15 protein-coding genes are annotated in these 18,128 nt (G+C 51.6%); 3 read left to right on the top strand and 12 right to left on the bottom strand.

Features of this window, described 5'->3' with window-relative positions:
- Nucleotides 1-132: 132 nt before the first annotated feature.
- The 5 genes from METMI_RS0118730 to METMI_RS0118710 form a co-directional block, all read right to left on the bottom strand.
- Complete coding sequence (locus METMI_RS0118730; protein ID WP_019867839.1) at nt 133-3,429, bottom strand: hybrid sensor histidine kinase/response regulator; 3,297 nt, start codon at nt 3,427-3,429, stop codon at nt 133-135.
- Nucleotides 3,426-3,965, bottom strand: coding sequence for a chemotaxis protein CheW (locus tag METMI_RS24590; RefSeq protein ID WP_019867838.1), 540 nt, complete (start codon nt 3,963-3,965; stop codon nt 3,426-3,428). Before METMI_RS24590 ends, METMI_RS0118730 begins: the two co-directional genes overlap by 4 nt.
- A gap of 14 nt (nt 3,966-3,979) precedes the next feature.
- On the bottom strand, nt 3,980-4,342 hold the full coding sequence (locus METMI_RS0118720; protein ID WP_019867837.1) for a response regulator: 363 nt from the start codon (nt 4,340-4,342) through the stop codon (nt 3,980-3,982).
- Between the two features lie 130 nt (nt 4,343-4,472).
- Nucleotides 4,473-5,393: a response regulator gene (locus METMI_RS25730; protein WP_019867836.1), complete on the bottom strand. Its 921-nt coding sequence runs from the start codon at nt 5,391-5,393 to the stop codon at nt 4,473-4,475.
- Between the two features lie 672 nt (nt 5,394-6,065).
- Nucleotides 6,066-7,241, bottom strand: a complete 1,176-nt coding sequence (locus METMI_RS0118710) for a hypothetical protein (protein WP_019867835.1) — start codon at nt 7,239-7,241, stop codon at nt 6,066-6,068.
- 432 nt (nt 7,242-7,673) lie between these two features.
- Here METMI_RS0118710 and METMI_RS0118700 point away from each other — a divergent pair, with 432 nt between their 5' ends.
- Nucleotides 7,674-9,065 (top strand): ammonium transporter, encoded by a 1,392-nt coding sequence (locus METMI_RS0118700; RefSeq protein WP_019867833.1) that lies wholly within the window; start codon nt 7,674-7,676, stop codon nt 9,063-9,065.
- 203 nt (nt 9,066-9,268) lie between these two features.
- On the opposite strand, the gene METMI_RS0118695 is transcribed toward METMI_RS0118700, so the two are convergent.
- From METMI_RS0118695 to METMI_RS0118665, 7 genes are all read right to left on the bottom strand, one after another.
- On the bottom strand, nt 9,269-11,419 hold the full coding sequence (locus tag METMI_RS0118695) for a RelA/SpoT family protein (protein WP_019867832.1): 2,151 nt from the start codon (nt 11,417-11,419) through the stop codon (nt 9,269-9,271).
- Between the two features lie 18 nt (nt 11,420-11,437).
- Nucleotides 11,438-11,677: a DNA-directed RNA polymerase subunit omega gene (gene rpoZ, locus METMI_RS0118690; protein ID WP_019867831.1), complete on the bottom strand. Its 240-nt coding sequence runs from the start codon at nt 11,675-11,677 to the stop codon at nt 11,438-11,440.
- Between the two features lie 140 nt (nt 11,678-11,817).
- Nucleotides 11,818-12,990, bottom strand: a complete 1,173-nt coding sequence (locus METMI_RS0118685; protein ID WP_029151801.1) for a phosphoglycerate kinase — start codon at nt 12,988-12,990, stop codon at nt 11,818-11,820.
- Nucleotides 12,991-13,020: 30 nt separating this feature from the next.
- A complete protein-coding gene (locus tag METMI_RS0118680; RefSeq protein ID WP_019867829.1) occupies nt 13,021-13,578 on the bottom strand; it encodes a thioredoxin family protein in 558 nt (185 codons plus the stop codon).
- Nucleotides 13,579-13,598: 20 nt separating this feature from the next.
- Nucleotides 13,599-14,582, bottom strand: a complete 984-nt coding sequence (mch, locus tag METMI_RS0118675; protein ID WP_019867828.1) for a methenyltetrahydromethanopterin cyclohydrolase — start codon at nt 14,580-14,582, stop codon at nt 13,599-13,601.
- Nucleotides 14,583-14,620: 38 nt separating this feature from the next.
- A complete protein-coding gene (locus METMI_RS0118670; RefSeq protein WP_019867827.1) occupies nt 14,621-15,697 on the bottom strand; it encodes an ATP-grasp domain-containing protein in 1,077 nt (358 codons plus the stop codon).
- 105 nt (nt 15,698-15,802) lie between these two features.
- Nucleotides 15,803-16,999, bottom strand: coding sequence for a hypothetical protein (locus tag METMI_RS0118665; RefSeq protein WP_019867826.1), 1,197 nt, complete (start codon nt 16,997-16,999; stop codon nt 15,803-15,805).
- Between the two features lie 178 nt (nt 17,000-17,177).
- On the opposite strand from METMI_RS0118665, the gene METMI_RS0118660 reads away from it, so the two are divergent.
- Together METMI_RS0118660 and METMI_RS0118655 are read left to right on the top strand one after the other, a co-directional pair.
- Nucleotides 17,178-17,453 carry a cupin domain-containing protein gene (locus METMI_RS0118660; RefSeq protein WP_029151799.1) on the top strand — a complete coding sequence of 92 codons (276 nt, stop codon included), beginning with the start codon at nt 17,178-17,180 and terminating at the stop codon, nt 17,451-17,453.
- A gap of 96 nt (nt 17,454-17,549) precedes the next feature.
- Nucleotides 17,550-18,116: a hypothetical protein gene (locus METMI_RS0118655; protein WP_019867824.1), complete on the top strand. Its 567-nt coding sequence runs from the start codon at nt 17,550-17,552 to the stop codon at nt 18,114-18,116.
- Nucleotides 18,117-18,128 lie beyond the last annotated feature (12 nt).

The following is an 18,128-nucleotide window of genomic DNA, read 5'->3' as shown; positions in this document are numbered from 1 at the left end:
CAAGGGCAACCCTAGGCCGGGTCGGGCAGGGCTGCGGTGCTTGTCCACTTCGGCCCCGCCCGCCCAGGGATTGGGCCAATTGTGTCGTGGCCAGGCCTGGCCGGGTCCCATAACATTGGCTTAATGGCATCCCTAAGCCGCCAGTTCGCCTTCAAGCAGATGTTGGATGGTTGCCAATAGATCATCTTCGCGCACGGGCTTGACCAAGTAATCATTAATGCCCGCCTCTTCGGCCATTTTACGGTGCGTTTGCGTGGTCCTGGACGTGATCATGATGACGGGCAGTGACTTAAGATGTTCCCGCGTGCGGATATGCGCGGTCAGCTCGATGCCATTCATGCGCGGCATTTCCAAATCGGTCAGCACAATGTCGGGGCGGTATCCTGCCAATTGTTCGGCGGCTTCGATGCCGTCCCGCGCCGTTTTTACTTGGAAACCCGCATCTTGCAGCAATTGTTCAAGGGCGCGGCGTTGGCTGAGCGAATCGTCGACGACCAGCACCGTGGGTAGCGTGGAGACGGGCAGATGGCCAGGGCTTGCGAAATAAGCCTCATAACCGTCCATGTCGCCGGCCGTCCGCAGCAATTCGGGCAAGTCCAAGACCGGGGCGACCGAGCCGTCCCCCATGATCGCCGCCCCCGTGAAGCCTGGGATTTTTTTGATATAAAAGCCCAGGCTTTTAATGACGATATCCAAGCTGTCGGTGATCGCATCTAGTAGCACGGCAGTGGTTTGGTCATTGTTTTGCACCAACAATGCCGTCCGGTGCCCCGTTTTTAGGTAGTCAGGAAGGTTGAGCAATTTATTCAAGCTGATGGCCGGGTAGGTGGCTTCATCCACCGTGAGCCACGCCCCATCATCCCCCAAATCACCGGCACCGATGAATAGGATTTGCCTGATGCCTTTGTTGGACAGGGCAAGCCGGTATGGCCCGATGTCGGTCAGCAAGGCATGGGAACGGCTGAGCGGCAGCGGTATTTTTATTTCAACCGTCAGCCCTTGGCCGGGCACGGAGTGCAAAGCCAGGGTGCCGCCTTGGGCAAGCACTTCGTAATTCACCACGTCCATGCCCACCCCCCGGCCTGATGTTTGCGTGGTTTGGGTGCGGGTGGAAAAATTGGGGCGCAAGATGAAGCGTTTTAAATCGTCTTCGGTCACCGCTTGGTCGGTGGTTATCGCACCGCGCTGTTCAGCGGCATTACGTATCGCGGCATAATCCAGGCCACGTCCGTCGTCTTTGATGCGCACGGCGATATGGTTGCCATCACGGTCAAATTCGATGCTGATGTGGCCCTGTTGCGGTTTGCCCAGCGTCAACCGCGCCTGCCCAGGTTCTATACCGTGGTCAACGGCATTGCGCAGCAAGTGCATGAGCGGGTCGACCATCGAATTGAGCGTGTCGCCGTCCACCATCAGATGTTCACCGGACACGGACAAGTCACAGTTTTTCCCGGTCAGACGGCAAGTTTGCCGCAAACTTCTCTGTAGGCGGGGGATAATCGAAGACACGGGCACCAAGCGCGTTTTCATCATCGCTTCTTGGGTTTCAGTGGCCAGGCGTTGCTGGTCTTCCAGCAATTTGTTCATGGCCTCCAATTCCTTGCTGGCATCCAGGTTTAGCTCCCGCGCATCGAATGCCGCTTCCACCATGCGGCGGCTGGCGGTGTGCAGTTCGTTATACTGGTCCATCTCCAGGACATCAAATTTGGGCGCCGAGCCCATCAGCGAACGGCCTGACAAATCTTTTAAGTCAATCAGCTGGTCTAGCTCTTCACCTAATTGGCGCAACAGCTCAAACTGCGCTTCCATGGCTTGCAATTGGTTTTTTATGCGCCGCAGCCGTTCGTTAGCTTGGCTGTTGAGGATGATGTTTTCACCCGCTTGCCGGAAAAAGGCTTCCATTTGTTCGGCCGCCACCCTGACCATCGTGGTTTGGGCTTTTTCCACCGGTGTTTCCCCAACCTCCGCTTGCCCGAGCCCTTGTTCAGATCCGCCGGCAACCGTTTGGGGGCCGCTATGGCCCGGGTGGGAGCCAGATGCCTCGATTTCGCCTATGCCTTCCGCGTCGATCCGGTTAGCCCAATCCAAAACTTTTTGTAAGGTTTCCAGGGCATCGACAGGTGGTGGCGTCAGGTCATTGAGCGACTCGCTCATGGCTTCCAGGCAGTCCGCCGCATCAACCAAGGTGTTGAGCAATTCATGCCCGGGCAGTTTTTGGTGTTCGGCGCACGCCACCAGAATGTCTTCGAGGAAGTGGGTCAGTTGGGCGATGCCTTTAATGCCCACGGTGTTGGCCGCGCCTTTGACGGTATGGGCGATGCGCTGCGCCGTTTCCAGGTCGGCCAAACTGCCACCTGCCCGCAGGGTTTGGATGGCGGATGAGAACACTTGGGTCTGTACCGGCAATTCCTGCAACAAAATGTCGAGCAATTCTTCATTGACATCATCCGGCAGGTCCAGGGACACATCCTCTGCCGTGGCGGTTTGCTGGCGGGCCGTGGGCTCACTGGCGCTGTTGCCCGTACCTGGAGGGGTTTGTAGTTTTACCAATATCTTGGCCGCATCGTCCATGCTGATAGGCAATGCCCACACCGCCTCGCCCAGTTGCGGGAGCATTTGTAGCCCCGCGCCCGCCTCGCTAAAGCTTGCCAAATAGCCGTGGACGCCGCTGATCCATGTCCGCATTGCCTGTAACTGCCCGGCGGTGAATGGGCCGGGCCCGGCACAAAAGAGCCGGACGTTCGCGTTGACGTGCCCGCAAATCATTGCCAGACCTTCGAATCCGGCCATGTTGGCGGCGTTCTCATAGCGTTCGAGGTTGTCAATGAGGGTTTCCAACTGTCCGGCCAGCGCCCCAGTTGCTTCCAGGTTTATGGAGGACAGCAAGCGGCTAATCAAGGCCGCTTCCATCTCCAGCAATTCCACCAATTCCATGGTTTCTTTTGAGGGCGCTGATGATGGCTCCGTACCTTCCAGGTCAGCAAAAAAATCATCGGCCTCCCAATTCCCGTCATCCAACAAATTTTGCGCCGTCAATTCTGTCGCGAGCTGGTTTGCCAGCATCGCCAATTCATTTTCATCCAGTGGTATTTGCAGGCCCGGATAGGCCAAGATTTGAATAATGGGGGGTATGGAGGTTTCATCCCCGAAACAGTATCTGCCGAACACGTCCGGCAAGTCCGCCAGCACGTCAAACAATTCAGGTGGGGCGGTTTCCTGCGTCAGGAGGTTGAGGGCTTCAACAATCAGCGATCCGGCATCGTGCAGGCCATAAAAGCCATCGGCGTCAGCTTGTCCGGCAAGTTGGGAAATGTTTTCGCGGTAATTTTCGAGCCGTTGGCCAGCGGCGGAAGCGGTAAGCCCGGCTTCATCGCTTTCATGGATCAAGGTCATCGGGTCTTCACCGACAGGGCCGGACAACTCATTCATAGTGTGGCTTCTTCTTTGTGGGTTTGCCGGATACCTAGGGTTTTGAACAGGGGTTCAAACTGGACTTTAAGCCAGATTTGGCCTTGATGGGCGTAGGCGTTGCGCGCGCAAGGCATTAACTGTTGCGGTAAGGCCGGTAAGGAGGGGAGGGGGGCGGCCATTTCCGCCAGCATTTGCGGATAACCGTCTATCCACAACGCCATGGTCTTTTCGCCCCGGCCTATGGCCAACAAGTAGCGTTTTTTAGGGGGGGCGGCGGTTTCGCCGGGCAACAAATGCAAGTCTATGACAGGCACAATATTGCCACGGATATTCAGCAAGCCGCTGAACCACGGTTCAACTTTGGGGATGGGATTGACAGGCAAGGGTTCGATGACTTCACAATGCAGGCTGATGGGCAATAAAAATCCCCAGCCGCCGACCCGGAACCCTAACAGGGATGCCGATGCGGGCGCGTCTGCCGGCAAAGCGGCATCGTTGGCGGGAAGGCCGCCAAGGTATGGCGGTTCGGGAGGTTTCGGGTGTCCGGCTTCCATGGCTACGCCCTAAATTAAAACGTCGCCAGCACATCGGTGATTTCGGCGGGTTCGAAAGGTTTGGCGATCAGGTTTTTCGCACCTTGCATCATTGCCCAAACGCGGTCTGCCTTTTGATGCCGGGAGCTGACGAAAATGACCGGGATGTCCTTGGTCATAGGATGGTCGCGTAACGTCCGGCAGGCGGCATAACCATCCGTGCCGGGCATGATGATGTCCATGAAGATAATGTCCGGCCGTTCCGTCTTGGCTTTTTCCACCGCCTCATCACCATTGCTGGCGGTCAACACGACACACTGGGTGCTTTGTAAAGCGTTTTTCAGGTTGGCAAGGTCAGTTTGGGAATCATCACAGATCAATATTTTTTGAATGGCCATAATTGTGGTATCCGAATTAAATGGGGTAGGGCGGGAAATGCGTTTCCGGCTGGCGCACCTTGCAAAAGTGAGCGGGGGATTTGGCATCGCCCCGGTATGTCTTATTGATGCGCAATGGGGTTATGCCTAGTTAGTGCCGCACGATATTGGCATTTTCGCGTTGGCTTTGCTCTTGCGGTTGGCGGGCGGTCAACCACGCCAACACCCTGACGCTGAGTTTTTGGAAAGCTTCATCCTGCACGGGCTTGGTCAAATACGTCGTACAACCCGCCATGACCCCTTTCACTTCATCCAACGGCGATGTTTTGCCCGACACCATGATAATCGGGGTTTTTTTGTAGCGCGGATTGCTGCGTAGCCGGGTGCACGTTTCGTAACCGTCTATGCCGGGCATCATCACGTCCAGGAAAATCACGTCATAATGGTTGGCATCAGCCATTGCCAACGCGGTTGTCCCATTTTCGGAAAAATCAATGCCGGAAATTTGTTCCAGTGCCGACAGCTTCAATTCCAAGGATTTTTGTATGGCAAGGCTGTCATCAACGACCAAGGCCCGATAACGGGGTTTGCTGGCCAGAGCCGTCACGTTGGCGACGGGTACGGGGGTTGGCGCCAATTCAGGTTTGGGGGTTATGGCGAGGGCCGGATGCGCGAACAGGGTTGCGGATGGTCCGGCCGGTGCAGGTATAGACGCCAACACCGCCATGAGCCTGCCGGCAGTCAACATGCCCCGGATATGATAAGGAGGGGCTTTGTCCAGTGGGCCTTGGCTCACGGCAACAATGTGCGGTTTTGCAGGGAGGCTGTTGAGGAGAAGGTCTTTTTTCCGCAGCGCCAAGGGATTGTCATAGTTGACCAGCAACACATCCATATGGGAGTCAGTGGGCGGCACTAGACGGTAACTGTTTTTGTAAAGCGGTTGTTGCTGAAAAAGCTGTTTGAGCTTTTCTTCAAGCGATACCCCAAACCCCAAAACGCAGACTGATAATGATGTATTAGCCTGTCTGTCTTGGGTATTTTGATGTTCCTTGCGCATATTGTTCACTTGCATAAAGAGTACTCCTGTCCAATAGATTAGCGTCCGCTTCCGGCGATCTCCGCGCCTATATTAAGCCCTATCAATCGCTTGTAGGCATTGGCATGGAAACGATGGCTTAAGCGATGTGTCACCCAAGTTGCAATCATTTTATGCCGGAGATAAAAAAGCTATTCATTTCAGATTACTGTTGTGTCAATAATGCAAAAGCACTTTTAATGCCAAAAAAATATTTTATTTATATAACAATTTGTTATGTTTTTAAAATAACTAAATAATTTGTTTTTTATGTGAATTTTGCACCAAACAAACAGGTAAAAATACCAGTATTGCATTAATATGGTGCAAAGATTCGTGAATGACTTAAATTGGTGCGGCAGGGTTGGGTGAAGGGGTTTGCGGTTAGCCGTGGCCGAGCATTTTTGCCATGACGGCTGGAGTGATGCTTTAGAGGGGATGGGGTTGGGCGCTTGGCGCCCAGGCCTTAGCCAATAAGCTTAGGGATAGGTGGAAAGCCGCCCCATTAAAACCCGGTATTCCAAGCCAGGGCCGCATAGCAGATAAGAGGCTAAAACATGTTTTCTTGGCCCATTTTCAAATTTAAACTGATGGCATGGTTGCCAAGGCGGGATCTGTTGGCTCCCTCCCCCCATGCTTTTGGGGGCGGCCCGGAATGGGGGCATGGTTTCAGGAGATCTCCAACAGCCCCGTTATGGCGCAGGCGTTATGGAAATTAATCACTTTTTCTAACGGCTGCTGGGTGGCTTTGGCGATTTCAGGGAGGCTCATGGCTTTATTGGCGGTCATGAACGCGGTGAGCGGGAAAATATGCCGCTCTTCGGGGATAGTGGCTGACTCCCTGAGCAAGGCCTTGTCAGGATTTGCATTAAGGCGCACGGGGGAGTCCAGTAGATGCCCGTGGAGCAAACGGCCTTGCGAGGCATATAAAGCCGCCCTGAACAGCAAGTCGGAAAGTGGCCGCCCTTGGCCTTTGGGTAACGGGGTCTCTTTTTTCCGGCGTACCCATGAGCGGCCAATTTGTACGACCTCTTCTGCCGCGCCGCCATTGTCGATAAGGCCAACGTCCAATTCCGGCAAAGGCGTGGCGCAGAGCCGGGCAACCCCCGCCGCATCAAGTTCGGTGTAATATTTGCCTTCGGCCGGAACAATGACCAGCGGTGCCCCGCCCGCCAATGCGCAACGGCGGGCCAACCGGTCTGCCTTGGCTTTTTCCAGTAAGCCGGGCAAATAATTGGCGGGATTGAAGGCATTGTCCTGTTCGATTAAGCCGATTATTTCGCAGGCGTTGTAGAATTCAAAAACCTTAAATAGCGACATCCCTGTTTCGGCGGCCACAGTGAATAAATCCACGCTGGATTCGAGCATAAATGCCGCCAATATCGGTTCGTGTTCCCGATGGAACAGCCTTGAAAAATCAGGGCTGGACATTAAGCGGACAGGGGTGTCGGGGCGGCAACCGTGCAACAATTTGCCTTCGGAAGCACAAAGCGTGGCATACCAGAGCAGTTCCGACAAGGGTTTGGCAATTAGGCCGGGGGTTGCCGTTAAGGCCTTGCGATGGATCAGTGTGCGTCCGGCTTGCACGTCGTGGTCACCGCTTGTGTCGGGATGCCAATCCGGCATAGGTTTGACGTTGACATCAAACGGCGCGGCAAGGCATAGGGCTTGCAGGTCTTGGATGTCCTGCGACGCCATATAAAAGGCATATTCCGCAGGGACAATATAGACATCCGGGCAGCCAGGATGGACGCAATGGCGGGTGACGCCATCGGCGATGGCTTTTTGCATTAATCCCAGAAAATGGAATGTGGGGTTGAAATCCCCTTCTAATGTTTGGGTCATAGTAGGCTCACTGACTTTGAAGATAAGTTTGAGTACGTGATTTTGTATATGAAGCATTGATTGTGCCAAATATATACAGATATGCGCAAAGGCGGGAGCCAACGGCCTACGTAAATTAAAATAACGCGCACGGGGCGCAACACCACACCCGATCCCCAGCATGGCCAACCCTTTGTGGCATCCGCCACACTTAAAATCAAGGGTGAAAAACCGCAATAAGAATGTGCACAAAATAATTTATTTGCCTTAAATTGGTGCGGGTCTTGGCCTTCCGTTGCAGCTTCCATTGATGCGGCCAGATTATAATTACTGGTATGGATCATGCTTACACTTTCCAGTAGAGCCGGGCTTCGCCTTTAACTTCCAGGTTATTCGGATCCGGCTCCAAAGCTTAGCGTATCGGCAAGATAACCCGTTTTTAAGGAGAGTCACATGAAAAATCGATTGATCACTTTGGCATTGCTGGCCGTGCTGATGTCTTCCGGCCTGGCGGTGGCCGACACGGCGGTACCGCCGACACCTAACAAAGGTGATACCAGCTGGATGATCGTTGCCACGGTGCTGGTGATTTTAATGACAATACCCGGATTGGCCCTGTTTTATGCCGGGATGGTCCGGGCGAAAAACATACTCTCGGTCTTGATGCAGGTTTTTATGACATTCTGCATGATTGCCGTCTTATGGGCCTTATATGGTTACAGCATTGCTTTCACCGAGGGCAATATATTCTTCGGCGGTATCGATAAATTCTTTCTGAGCGGCGTTACGCCCGACTCTGTGGTGGCCACCTTCAGTAAGGGGGTGTATATCCCGGAGTATATTTACATCATGTTCCAATTGACCTTCGCAGCGATCACCCCGGCGCTCATCATCGGGGCTTTTGCCGAACGGCTCAAATTTTCCGCCGTGCTGTTGTTTATCCTGTTGTGGTTTACCTTTTCTTATTTGCCCATTGCCCACATGGTCTGGTATTGGGCCGGCCCCGATGCTTACACCGATGCGGCGGCGGCAACGGCGGCAACGGAAACGGCAGGTTTTATTTTTCAAAAAGGCGCGCTGGATTTTGCGGGCGGGACGGTGGTGCATATTAACGCGGGCATTGCCGGCCTAGTCGGCTGTTTACTGGTGGGCAAACGCATAGGTTTTGGTGAGGAGTCCATGGCTCCGCATAATGTCCCGATGACCATGATGGGCGCGGCATTATTGTGGGTCGGTTGGTTCGGTTTCAATGTCGGCTCCAACTTGGAAGCGAACGGTGCGGCGGGACTGGTGTTTGCCAACACGCTTTTGGCAACCGCCTCGGCGGCCCTGGCATGGATGTTTGCCGAATGGCTGAGACGGGGAACACCTAGCATGCTGGGGGGCGCTTCCGGTGCGGTCGCTGGGTTGGTCGCCATTACACCGGCATGCGGTTGGGCCGGGCCTATGGGGTCTATCGTGCTGGGATTGATAGCGGGGGCCGTATGTTTTTGGGCCGTGACGGAATTGAAAAATGCCTTGGGCTATGATGACTCCCTGGATGTTTTTGGCGTCCATGGTATCAGCGGCATATTGGGTTCACTGGGCACGGCTTTCGTCGCCTCCCCCGCCCTGGGCGGCACGGGCGTTTACGACTATGTCGCCAACGGAGTCGGGGAATACAGTATTATGACGCAATTGCAAAGCCAGCTTTGGGGGATTATTGTAACCCTCCTGTGGTCAGGGATCGTTTCATTCGTATCCTATAAAATCGTCGACATGCTGATTGGCTTGCGTGTGAGCGAAGACGTCGAACTCCAAGGGCTAGACCTATCCGAGCACGGTGAAATTGCTTATCACGATTAGTTGGGCTTTAGGCTAGAAAGACTGTAAAGGGGGCAAATCTAAGTTTGTGCCCCCTAAACATTGCAAGGGCATTTTTCTGCAAGTATCAAACGCTAGTTTTGAAAATTTTTGCACCCAATTAACGTGACGCTTGCCCGGCTTAATTTATTTTGGTGCAAGCATGCCACCCTTGTGCTGGACGGCCTGTTGGCGGGTTTACGGCGTTAAGCTTTGACGCGGGTGATTTTTAAGACAATTTCGAGCTCTTTCAATCGGCGCATGATTTTTGCCAAATGTACACGGTCCCGGGCTGTCAGGGTGATCAAATCAACACAGACACGGTCGTCCTGGTCAATCACGTTAACATTTTCAATATTGGACTCCATGTCCGAAATTGTCGAAGCAATGGTTGCTAAGGCGCCGCGCTGGTTCATGATTTCCAGTCGTAATTCAGCAGGGAAATCGCCGACAATGTCTTGGCTCCATTCGACTTCCAACCAACTGGTGTCTTTTTTTCTTAACACGACGCGGTTACGGCATTCATGGTGATGGACCACAATACCCGTACCCGGATTAAAAAAACCGATGATGGCATCGCCGGGGATCGGGCGGCAGCATTTGGCAAGGGTGATCACCATGCCTTCAGTGCCTTTTATGATTAGCGGGGTTTTTTGGATTTGTTCGTTGCTGTTGAGCTTTATATTGGCGTTTATGTCGTCTTGGGTCAGTTGCTTGGCAACCAAAAAAGGCATTTTATTGCCTAAACCAATGTCTTCCAGTAAGTCGTCCAGTGAATTTGAATTGATGGCTTTAAGCAATGCGTTGATGCGGGCCGGGTCAATATTGTCCAGATGCAAATTCATCATTTGCAGCTCTTTATCCAATAACCTACGGCCTAAATTAATCGCTTCTTGCTGCTTGAAGTTTTTCAGGTAATTTCTAATGCTTGAGCGGGCTTTTACGGTAATGACGTAGTTTAACCACAACGGATTGGGCCGCGCCCAACCAGCCGTAATGATTTCTACGGTCATGCCATTTTCCAATTTGGATTGTAAGGGCACCAGTTGCCTGTCTATCCTGGCAGACACGCAAGCGTTACCAATATCGGTATGCACGGCATAAGCAAAATCCACGGCCGTTGCTCCCCTAGGCAATTTGATAATCGCGCCTTTAGGTGTAAAAACAAAGACTTCCTGCGGGAACAGGTCAATTTTTAAGTTATCAATAAACTCTAACGAGTCCCCGGCAGATTTTTGGATTTCCAACAAATCGCGTAACCATTCATTGGCTAGAGCCTGGGCTTTTTCAGTTTTATCATCATCCGATTTATACAGCCAATGGGCGGCAATACCGGATTCGGCCATGCGGTGCATATCATGGGTGCGGATCTGTATTTCGATAGGCACGCCAAACGGCCCCATCAACACCGAGTGCAATGATTGGTAGCCATTTTCTTTAGGTAAGGCGATGTAGTCCTTAAAACGGCCGGGAATGGGTTTGTAAAGGTTATGGATCACACCTAACACGCGATAGCAGGTGTCAACGCTATCGCAAAAAATCCTGAAAGCATAAATATCAAACACATCCGATAACAAAAGTTTCTTATCGGTCATTTTTTTAAAAATGCTGTAAAGGTTTTTTTCCCGTCCTGCGACTTCACAGTCCAAATGGGCTTCGGACAGGCGGATTTTGATGGCGCTTTCGATGGTCTCCACGACTTTGCGGCGGGAGCCGCGTTCGGTCTTGACCGCTTTTTTTAATTCTTCATAACGCTCTGGATACATTGCCGCGAAGCTTAATGATTCCAGTTTATGGCGGATGTTATTCATACCCAGGCGGTTCGCCAGCGGGGCATAAATTTCTAAGGTTTCATGGGCGATGCGCTGTTGTTTTTCAGTGGGCATTGCACCTATTGTTTGCATATTGTGCAGACGGTCAGCCAATTTGACGATGATCACGCGCAAGTCTTTCGCCATTGCCAAAAACATTTTGCGGACATTTTCGGCTTGGGCTTCGGCGCGTGATTTATTGTCGATTTTGCCAAGCTTGGTGACGCCATCAACCAGTTCGGCAACTTCAATGCCGAACTCATTGGCGAGCTGTTTTTTACTGACTTTGCAATCTTCGATGACATCGTGCAGGATCGCCGCCATAATCCCGTTGGCATCCATGTGCATTTCCGCCAGGCTTATGGCAACCGAAATCGGATGGCAGATATAGTCCTCGCCACTTTTACGGATCTGCCCCTCATGGACCCTTGCGCCATATTCATACGCGCGGATGCAATCATTTACCTGGCTTTGCTCCAGATAGCCGGACAAGGTGTCGCTTAGGCGGCGGACGAGAATATCTTGGGGGCGTTCCAGCACGGTCATAGAAATAGGGCGGCGGATTTAGAATACTGACGGGTAATCCTGGACTTCGGCGGTGCGGTGTAGGCGTTTGATGTTCTCGTCGGTCACATGTCCCGCAGCTATTTCCCGTAACGCCAATACGGTGTCCTTATCTTTTTGGCGGGGGAGAAATTCAGTTGCGCCTTGGCTTAGTTGCCGTGCCCGGGTGCTGGCCAATAGCACCAGTTTGAAACGGTTTTCTACATGTTCTAAACAATCTTCGATGGTAATTCTAGCCATTATAATTCCTGTAATAAAAAAATTTGCGTGCTGCGCTAAAAATAAAAGCCCACCACACTATATGTACGTTATGACTATAACAGAACTATAAAAGTGCGGTGAACTTATATTAATTTGCCATTAGGGTTAATGGCGGATGATTATTGCCTTGATTTTAGGATGGCCACGGCGGGTAGTTCTTTGCCTTCCAAAAATTCCAAGAACGCGCCGCCACCTGTTGAGGTGTAAGACACATCATTTTCAATGCCAAATTTGTCGATTGCCGCCAAGGTGTCACCGCCGCCCGCAATCGAGAAGGCCGGGCTTTCGGCAATCGCTTTTGCCAATGCCTGGGTGCCGTGGCTGAATTGTTCGATTTCAAACACACCGACCGGGCCGTTCCAAACAATGGTTCCGGCTGATTTTAACAAGCTGGCATATTGGGCGGCCGTTTCAGGTCCGATGTCCAGCACAAAATCATCTTCTTCAATATCAGCAACATTTTTCACGGTGGCGACCGCAGTGTCAGAAAATTCTTTGGCACAAACGACGTCAACGGGGATAGGGATGTCAGACCCGGCTTTTTTCGCCGCTGCGATCAGGCTTTGGGCTTCGGCGATCAAATCGGGTTCATAAAGCGATTTACCGACGGGGAAACCGGCGGCGGCAATAAAAGTATTGGCAATGCCGCCACCAACAATTAGCTGGTCAACTTTTTCTGACAAGGATTTCAGGACAGTCAATTTTGTGGAAACTTTGGAACCACCCACAATGGCGACCAAGGGTTTGACTGGGGTTTCCAAGGCCTTGCCTAATGCGTCCAACTCGCTGGCCAGCAGCGGGCCGGCACAAACGACAGGTGCAAATTTGGCGACGCTGTGCGTGGAGGCTTGGGCGCGGTGCGCGGTGCCGAAAGCGTCCATGACGAACACATCACACAATTTCGCCATTTTTTGACCCAGCTCATCGCTGTTTTTTTCTTCGCCGACGTTAAACCGGACGTTTTCACATAACACGACCTCACCTGGGGCAATCGTGATGCCTTCCAGCCAGTCCTTTTCCAATCTCACAGGCTTGCCCAATAAGCTAGCCAAGCGCTCGGCAACGGGTTTCAACGATGAGTCTTCATCATATAAACCCTCAACCGGACGGCCTAAATGCGACATGACAATCACCGCCGCACCGGCTTCCAAGGCTTTTTCAATGGTTGGCACACTGGCTTGGATACGGATGTCGCTGGTCACTTGGCCGTTTTTTACCGGTACATTCAAGTCTTGACGGATTAATACACGTTTACCTGATAAATCCAGATCAACCATTCTTTGAATTGACATAGTTCACTCTCTTTTGTGCTGTTAAAGGAATCAGTTGGTTTTCCATTTGATGGAGCAGCCAATGCTGGCTATTTGCCGCTCCGGGCCATGGCCTGTTTGCGCGACGGTTTTCATAGCCTCAAATAATTCGCGTATTGTATCAGCTGGAGCGGTTTCGCGGCGGCTGGCATCCAAACGCCCGCGATATTGCAGCTCAAAACCAGCGTTATAACCGAAAAAATCCGGTGTGCAAACGGCGCCGTAAGCCTTGGCCACCTCTTGGGTTTCATCCAGCAAATACGGGAAGGGATAATCATGCAGACGCGCCGCTTGCTGCATATTGGCAAATGAATCTTCTGGATAAGCCTCGGTGTCATTGGACATGACCGCAACCGACGCAATGCCAAGTGCTTGTAACTCGCGGGTATCCCGCAAAATCCTGTCATGTATCGCCTTGACATACGGGCAATGCTGGCAAATGAACATCACCAACAAACCTTTTTCACCCATGCAATCGGCTAATGTCCAAATACGCCCGTCGACACCCGATAAGGAAAAATCCGGTGCGGGTTTACCAAAATCACAAACGGGGGGTTCCAATGCGGCCATAGCAAACTCCTAAAAGGTGATTAACCGCCGAACGACAAGTTCAGCAAGTCGTTGTCCAAGCGTCCGGCGCGGAAACTTTTGCCGGATTCGACCGCCGTGACGATCACGCTGGCAGGGCTGAACAGCATGGCGTCAACTTTAAAGAAATCGTATTTGTACTCTTTAAAAACTTGCGCGAACGGTTTGCCATAATCTTTGGAAGTCGAGCTAGGCAATTCATCCGCCAGTTTTTCCGCCGCTTCGTCGCTGCCTTTGACAAAAAGATGCACCAGGCCAGCGAACAAAATCGCGTCATTGGTGCGGCCCATGGCTTGCACGAAATCGGGGTGCGGTGGGCAAATCGGCGCACTGCCGCTGCCGTCGATGATGTTTTCCAGCGGGAAGTGCAGGGCGTGGGCTTTGTGCATCGCCACTTCCAACACCCGGCCGACGACTTGCACGCAACCTGCCAGACTGCTGGTTGGCGTGACAATGATGGTCAAATTTTCAGGTGGCACGCCACAGGCGGCGGCGACTTTATCGACAATTTCCACAGGCGGGATTTTGTCGTTTTCAATCACCAGCACGGTTTTGTCGTTGGCGTCTTGATAGGCCAGTTCCTTGTACAACTCTTCAACGGGCTGGGTCACGCCGTCTTTGGTTTTGGTCGCCATCGCCCGCGCCGGGCCGGAACCCAAGGCGTAATATTTTTCATGTGACAAACTCCAACCTGCGTATTGGCTACCCAAACACGCCAACACGGGGTTGGTGCTGTGGACATTGACCGTCAAAGGCCATTTTTCCGTGTAAGCGCTTTGCGACAAGGTCACCGTACCCATGCCGCCCAGGCAAATTTCAGTGATGATACGGCCCGCTTCTAATCCGCCGGGTACGTTGATGCCCGCGTCAATGATTGTGCAGCCATTATCCAGCGTTTGCAGGTGCAAACGTAATTTATCGGCGTTGTTAAGCAGCTCTTGCACTAAAGGTTGGGCAAGTTTGTTCACACTAGCTTTGAATTCCATGAAGATAAAAACCTGATGATTTGGGTTAGAAAAGGATGTTATATAAAGTGTAATTGGCTGAAGATAGCACGTTGTTGGTATTGTAACTGTTCGCCTACGCCCTGTGCCGTTTTATGGTGTGCAATGATACTGCAAATTGGTTGTCCTGTGCGACAGATAACACCAGATGGCGGCACATCCATACAATTTTCAGGCCATTGCATCGTCGTTGGAATGCCCAGGTCACACGGCGCGTAAATAATTTGGTAGGCGCTGGCTTGAGTGACGGGCCAGCTTTGGGCGGACGACAATTGCCCACTGATGTGGCAGGCCAGCAAATCACCAGGATATAACTGCATGCTCGCGGAAGGGCGGGGATTGATTTCCAATACCCACAAATCCCCACCATCTTGGATAAAATCCAACGAATTTAGCCCTTTCAAATTGAAAGCCGTAACCAACCCTTCCAACCAGCGGCCAATTAACGATTTTTGCTTGTCGCTTAACCCGGTTTGGTTGATGACCCCGGCAAAAATAAACAGGTCTTCGCCATGCGCCACTGTCCATTGCCGGTTAAAGCCAATGACTTGCGCATGGCGCCCATCAGCCAAAAACAGCACGGAATGGGGGCTGCCCGACCGCTGCTCCTGCCAGTAACACGCCGGTGCGCCACCCTCTGTCCGCCAAAGCCTAATACCGATCCCCCCCTGCCCATGCAGGGGTTTGCTTAACCAGCCCTCAGGATCATCAGGTGCAGTGAATACGCTAGCCGGGTAAGGGATGTTTAACCTCGCCAATACCTGAAAAAAATAGGGTTTATAGGTGATGTTGGCGAACGTTTCCGGCGCATTACCACGGAGATCCAAACGTTGCTGTAAGTAAGGCAGGGATTCCGGAAAAGCTTCAAAACCACTGCCATAAACGGCTTGCTTGATAGGGTAGTGGTTTAGGAAAAAATCCACGGCGGGGGCTATGTCGTTTTGATGTAAGGAATGCACCTGCCGCCAAGCACGGGCGGATTGGCGCGTGTCCATATCGGCATATAAATCAATCACCAGCGGTATAAAGCCCGCCCGTTGGGCGGCTTGTGCCAACATGCGGGCGGAGTTGGCGATGATTAGCAGGTGATTGCTCATTCTATGTCGGTTACGGCGTGGCGATTTGTGTCAGGCATTGGTTCTAGCGTTTTGTTAAACAGAGGGCATCCTTTGATGGCGTGTTATCTCTATCCTAAGGCATCGTTACATTGCATCCAATGCCGTCTTGTATTGGGCCAGCTTTTTTTGGATATGGGGGGTGCCAGGGCAAAGTTTATCGGCCTGCTGCAATAACCGGTACGCAAGTTCAATATCTGCCTTTTCGACATGTAATGCCAAATCCCTCCAAATATCAGATTGGTTAAATGACGGGCCGGCAGGGGACTTTGCCATCTGTTGTGTAGCCAAATCCATCACTGCATCGATACCCGCCAATGCAATGCCTTCCAGTTCTTCGTAAGAGGGTTTGATGCCGCCCGTCGGTTGGGCGACTTTGTCATCAAAGGCGGCCGCATCCCAATAGCGTTGATCGGCAATGAATTTCCCTTTGCAGTCTTCATCAATAAAATCCAGTAGGGCAAGATTACTGTCCCGAGTTTCTTCGATAATTGTTTTTATATGGGCCGGGTCGAGCACCCAATCCGCTTCGCCTTCGAGTTTCAAATGTTTTTCAAGGATAAAATCTATTGCCGAAGCATGGGGGCTAGGGCGCAACCGCTTATGTGTTTGGAACAGGCGCAAAATGCCATTAGGCAAACTCTTATTTGCCATGGCGTGCGGTGCTTGGTGCACCTGTTTATCCAAGCGGATCACGCTTGAAAAATCGTCCAGCAAATTGTTGTCCAGCAAGCGGACATGGACACGATTAACCCAGCTTAAGCCATTAAGTTGCCTAATTTTTTTTTCATATTTGACGGCGCTGACCGATTGGGCCACCCAGTCATCCAATTCTTGATTAGCCCAGGCCCCCCACTGCCACCAAGAGCTATTGACCCGCGTGACCGGTGGCCTTATATAGATAATAAAGTCCACCTCAAGCTTATTGTTTTGAAAAAAAGAAATGCCATCCCATTCTGCTTTTTTATTGCTCCAGCTTTCTTGCGAAAGGACAACATGATTTTTTTCTAGCAGCCCGATAAGCTGGTCTCCGACCGCATTAAAATACTCTTCGGGTGATGGTTTCATCAGCGGAAAGGGTATGGAAGTGATCGAACCGCTGTGGTTTTGACCCGCAAGTTGCGTTAGTTCCTTGCCATAAAGGACGCGCCGGTCATTAGTAAGCGCAGCATAAACCATATCATTGCCGTTTTCGCATTTGAATTTTTCGTAACGGGAAAGGAAGGCTTGGATAGAACTGCTGCCGCATTTACCAAAGCCAGCATGGAGATATAATTTTTTCATCTATTATCCTGAATAATGGGCAATCAATTGGGGAGCAGGCTCAATACCAGTGAGTAATGGGCCGTCATCACAAAACAGTTTTTACCACGTTAGACCCATTGCCGATAAATTTTGGGGTAAGCCCGCTGGCATCAATGGTAAAATCCAAAGCTCACAAGCTATTATATTAAAGGAAACCATGAGTCAAATTACGATTGAACACAACCCTAGCCAGGAACGTTTGGAAGCATTGGGTGTTGCCAACTGGCCTATCTGGGAAAAGGAAATCTCGGCTTTCCCGATAGATTTTGATGAAACAGAAACTGCCTATGTCCTGGAAGGCGAAATTATTGTCACCCCGGTTGGAGGGGAGCCTGTCCGCATTGTACCGGGTGATTTGGTGATGTTCCATCAAGGTTTGGACAGCCATTGGGAAGTGGTCAAACCCTTGCGCAAACATTACCATTACGATTGATTGCCGGTTTTCAATGTCATAAAAAGGCATCCATAGGATGCCTTTTTTATTGTTGCCATCACTTATGTTTTGATAAGGCCAAATTGGAAAATTATCATGGAAATGCACCAACAACCCCAACCAATAAAATCATGGGGCGTCTTGCTGGCCACTTGCCTGATCTGTTACCTGGTATTGGCGTCATTGATTTTATGGGTTGGGCGGGGGACTTTTGGCGCCTTCATGCTGGGGTTGGCATTTGCTGTTTACGTCGGATTACCCTCATTTTTCATTGCCTTGGCCGGGTTTGTTGCCGGGAAACTCCTCAACAAACAGCAATGGCTTGGCTACGCTAGGAAAGGGATGGCCGTTTCAGGTTTTATTGTCGCCTTAGTGATCCCGCTTTGGGGTTCAAATGAGGTGGCCCGTCATGATGTCAGGCAGGCACAAGCGTTTTGTGAAGCCCTTGCGCCTGTATTAGATGCGCAAAAAGCCTCGGCGGGCGCCTATCCGGCAAACCTTGCTAAGCTTATGCCCCCAAAAGGGCTGCCCTGGCTGTTTAAGGACGATAGTTTTTATTTTTCAGACGGCTTGATGTTTAAGTTTTCTGTGCCGGATGAGGCCGGGCTGATGGGTGGCTGGGAGTACACAAGCTCCAACCGGACTTGGCAACATTGGGATTAAAACGAATAAATT

It is taken from the genome of Methylovulum miyakonense HT12, from assembly GCF_000384075.1.
Lineage (GTDB): Bacteria > Pseudomonadota > Gammaproteobacteria > Methylococcales > Methylomonadaceae > Methylovulum > Methylovulum miyakonense.
The sequence above is the reverse complement of the archived record's forward strand: the minus strand, read 5'-3'. Positions and strand labels throughout refer to the sequence as shown.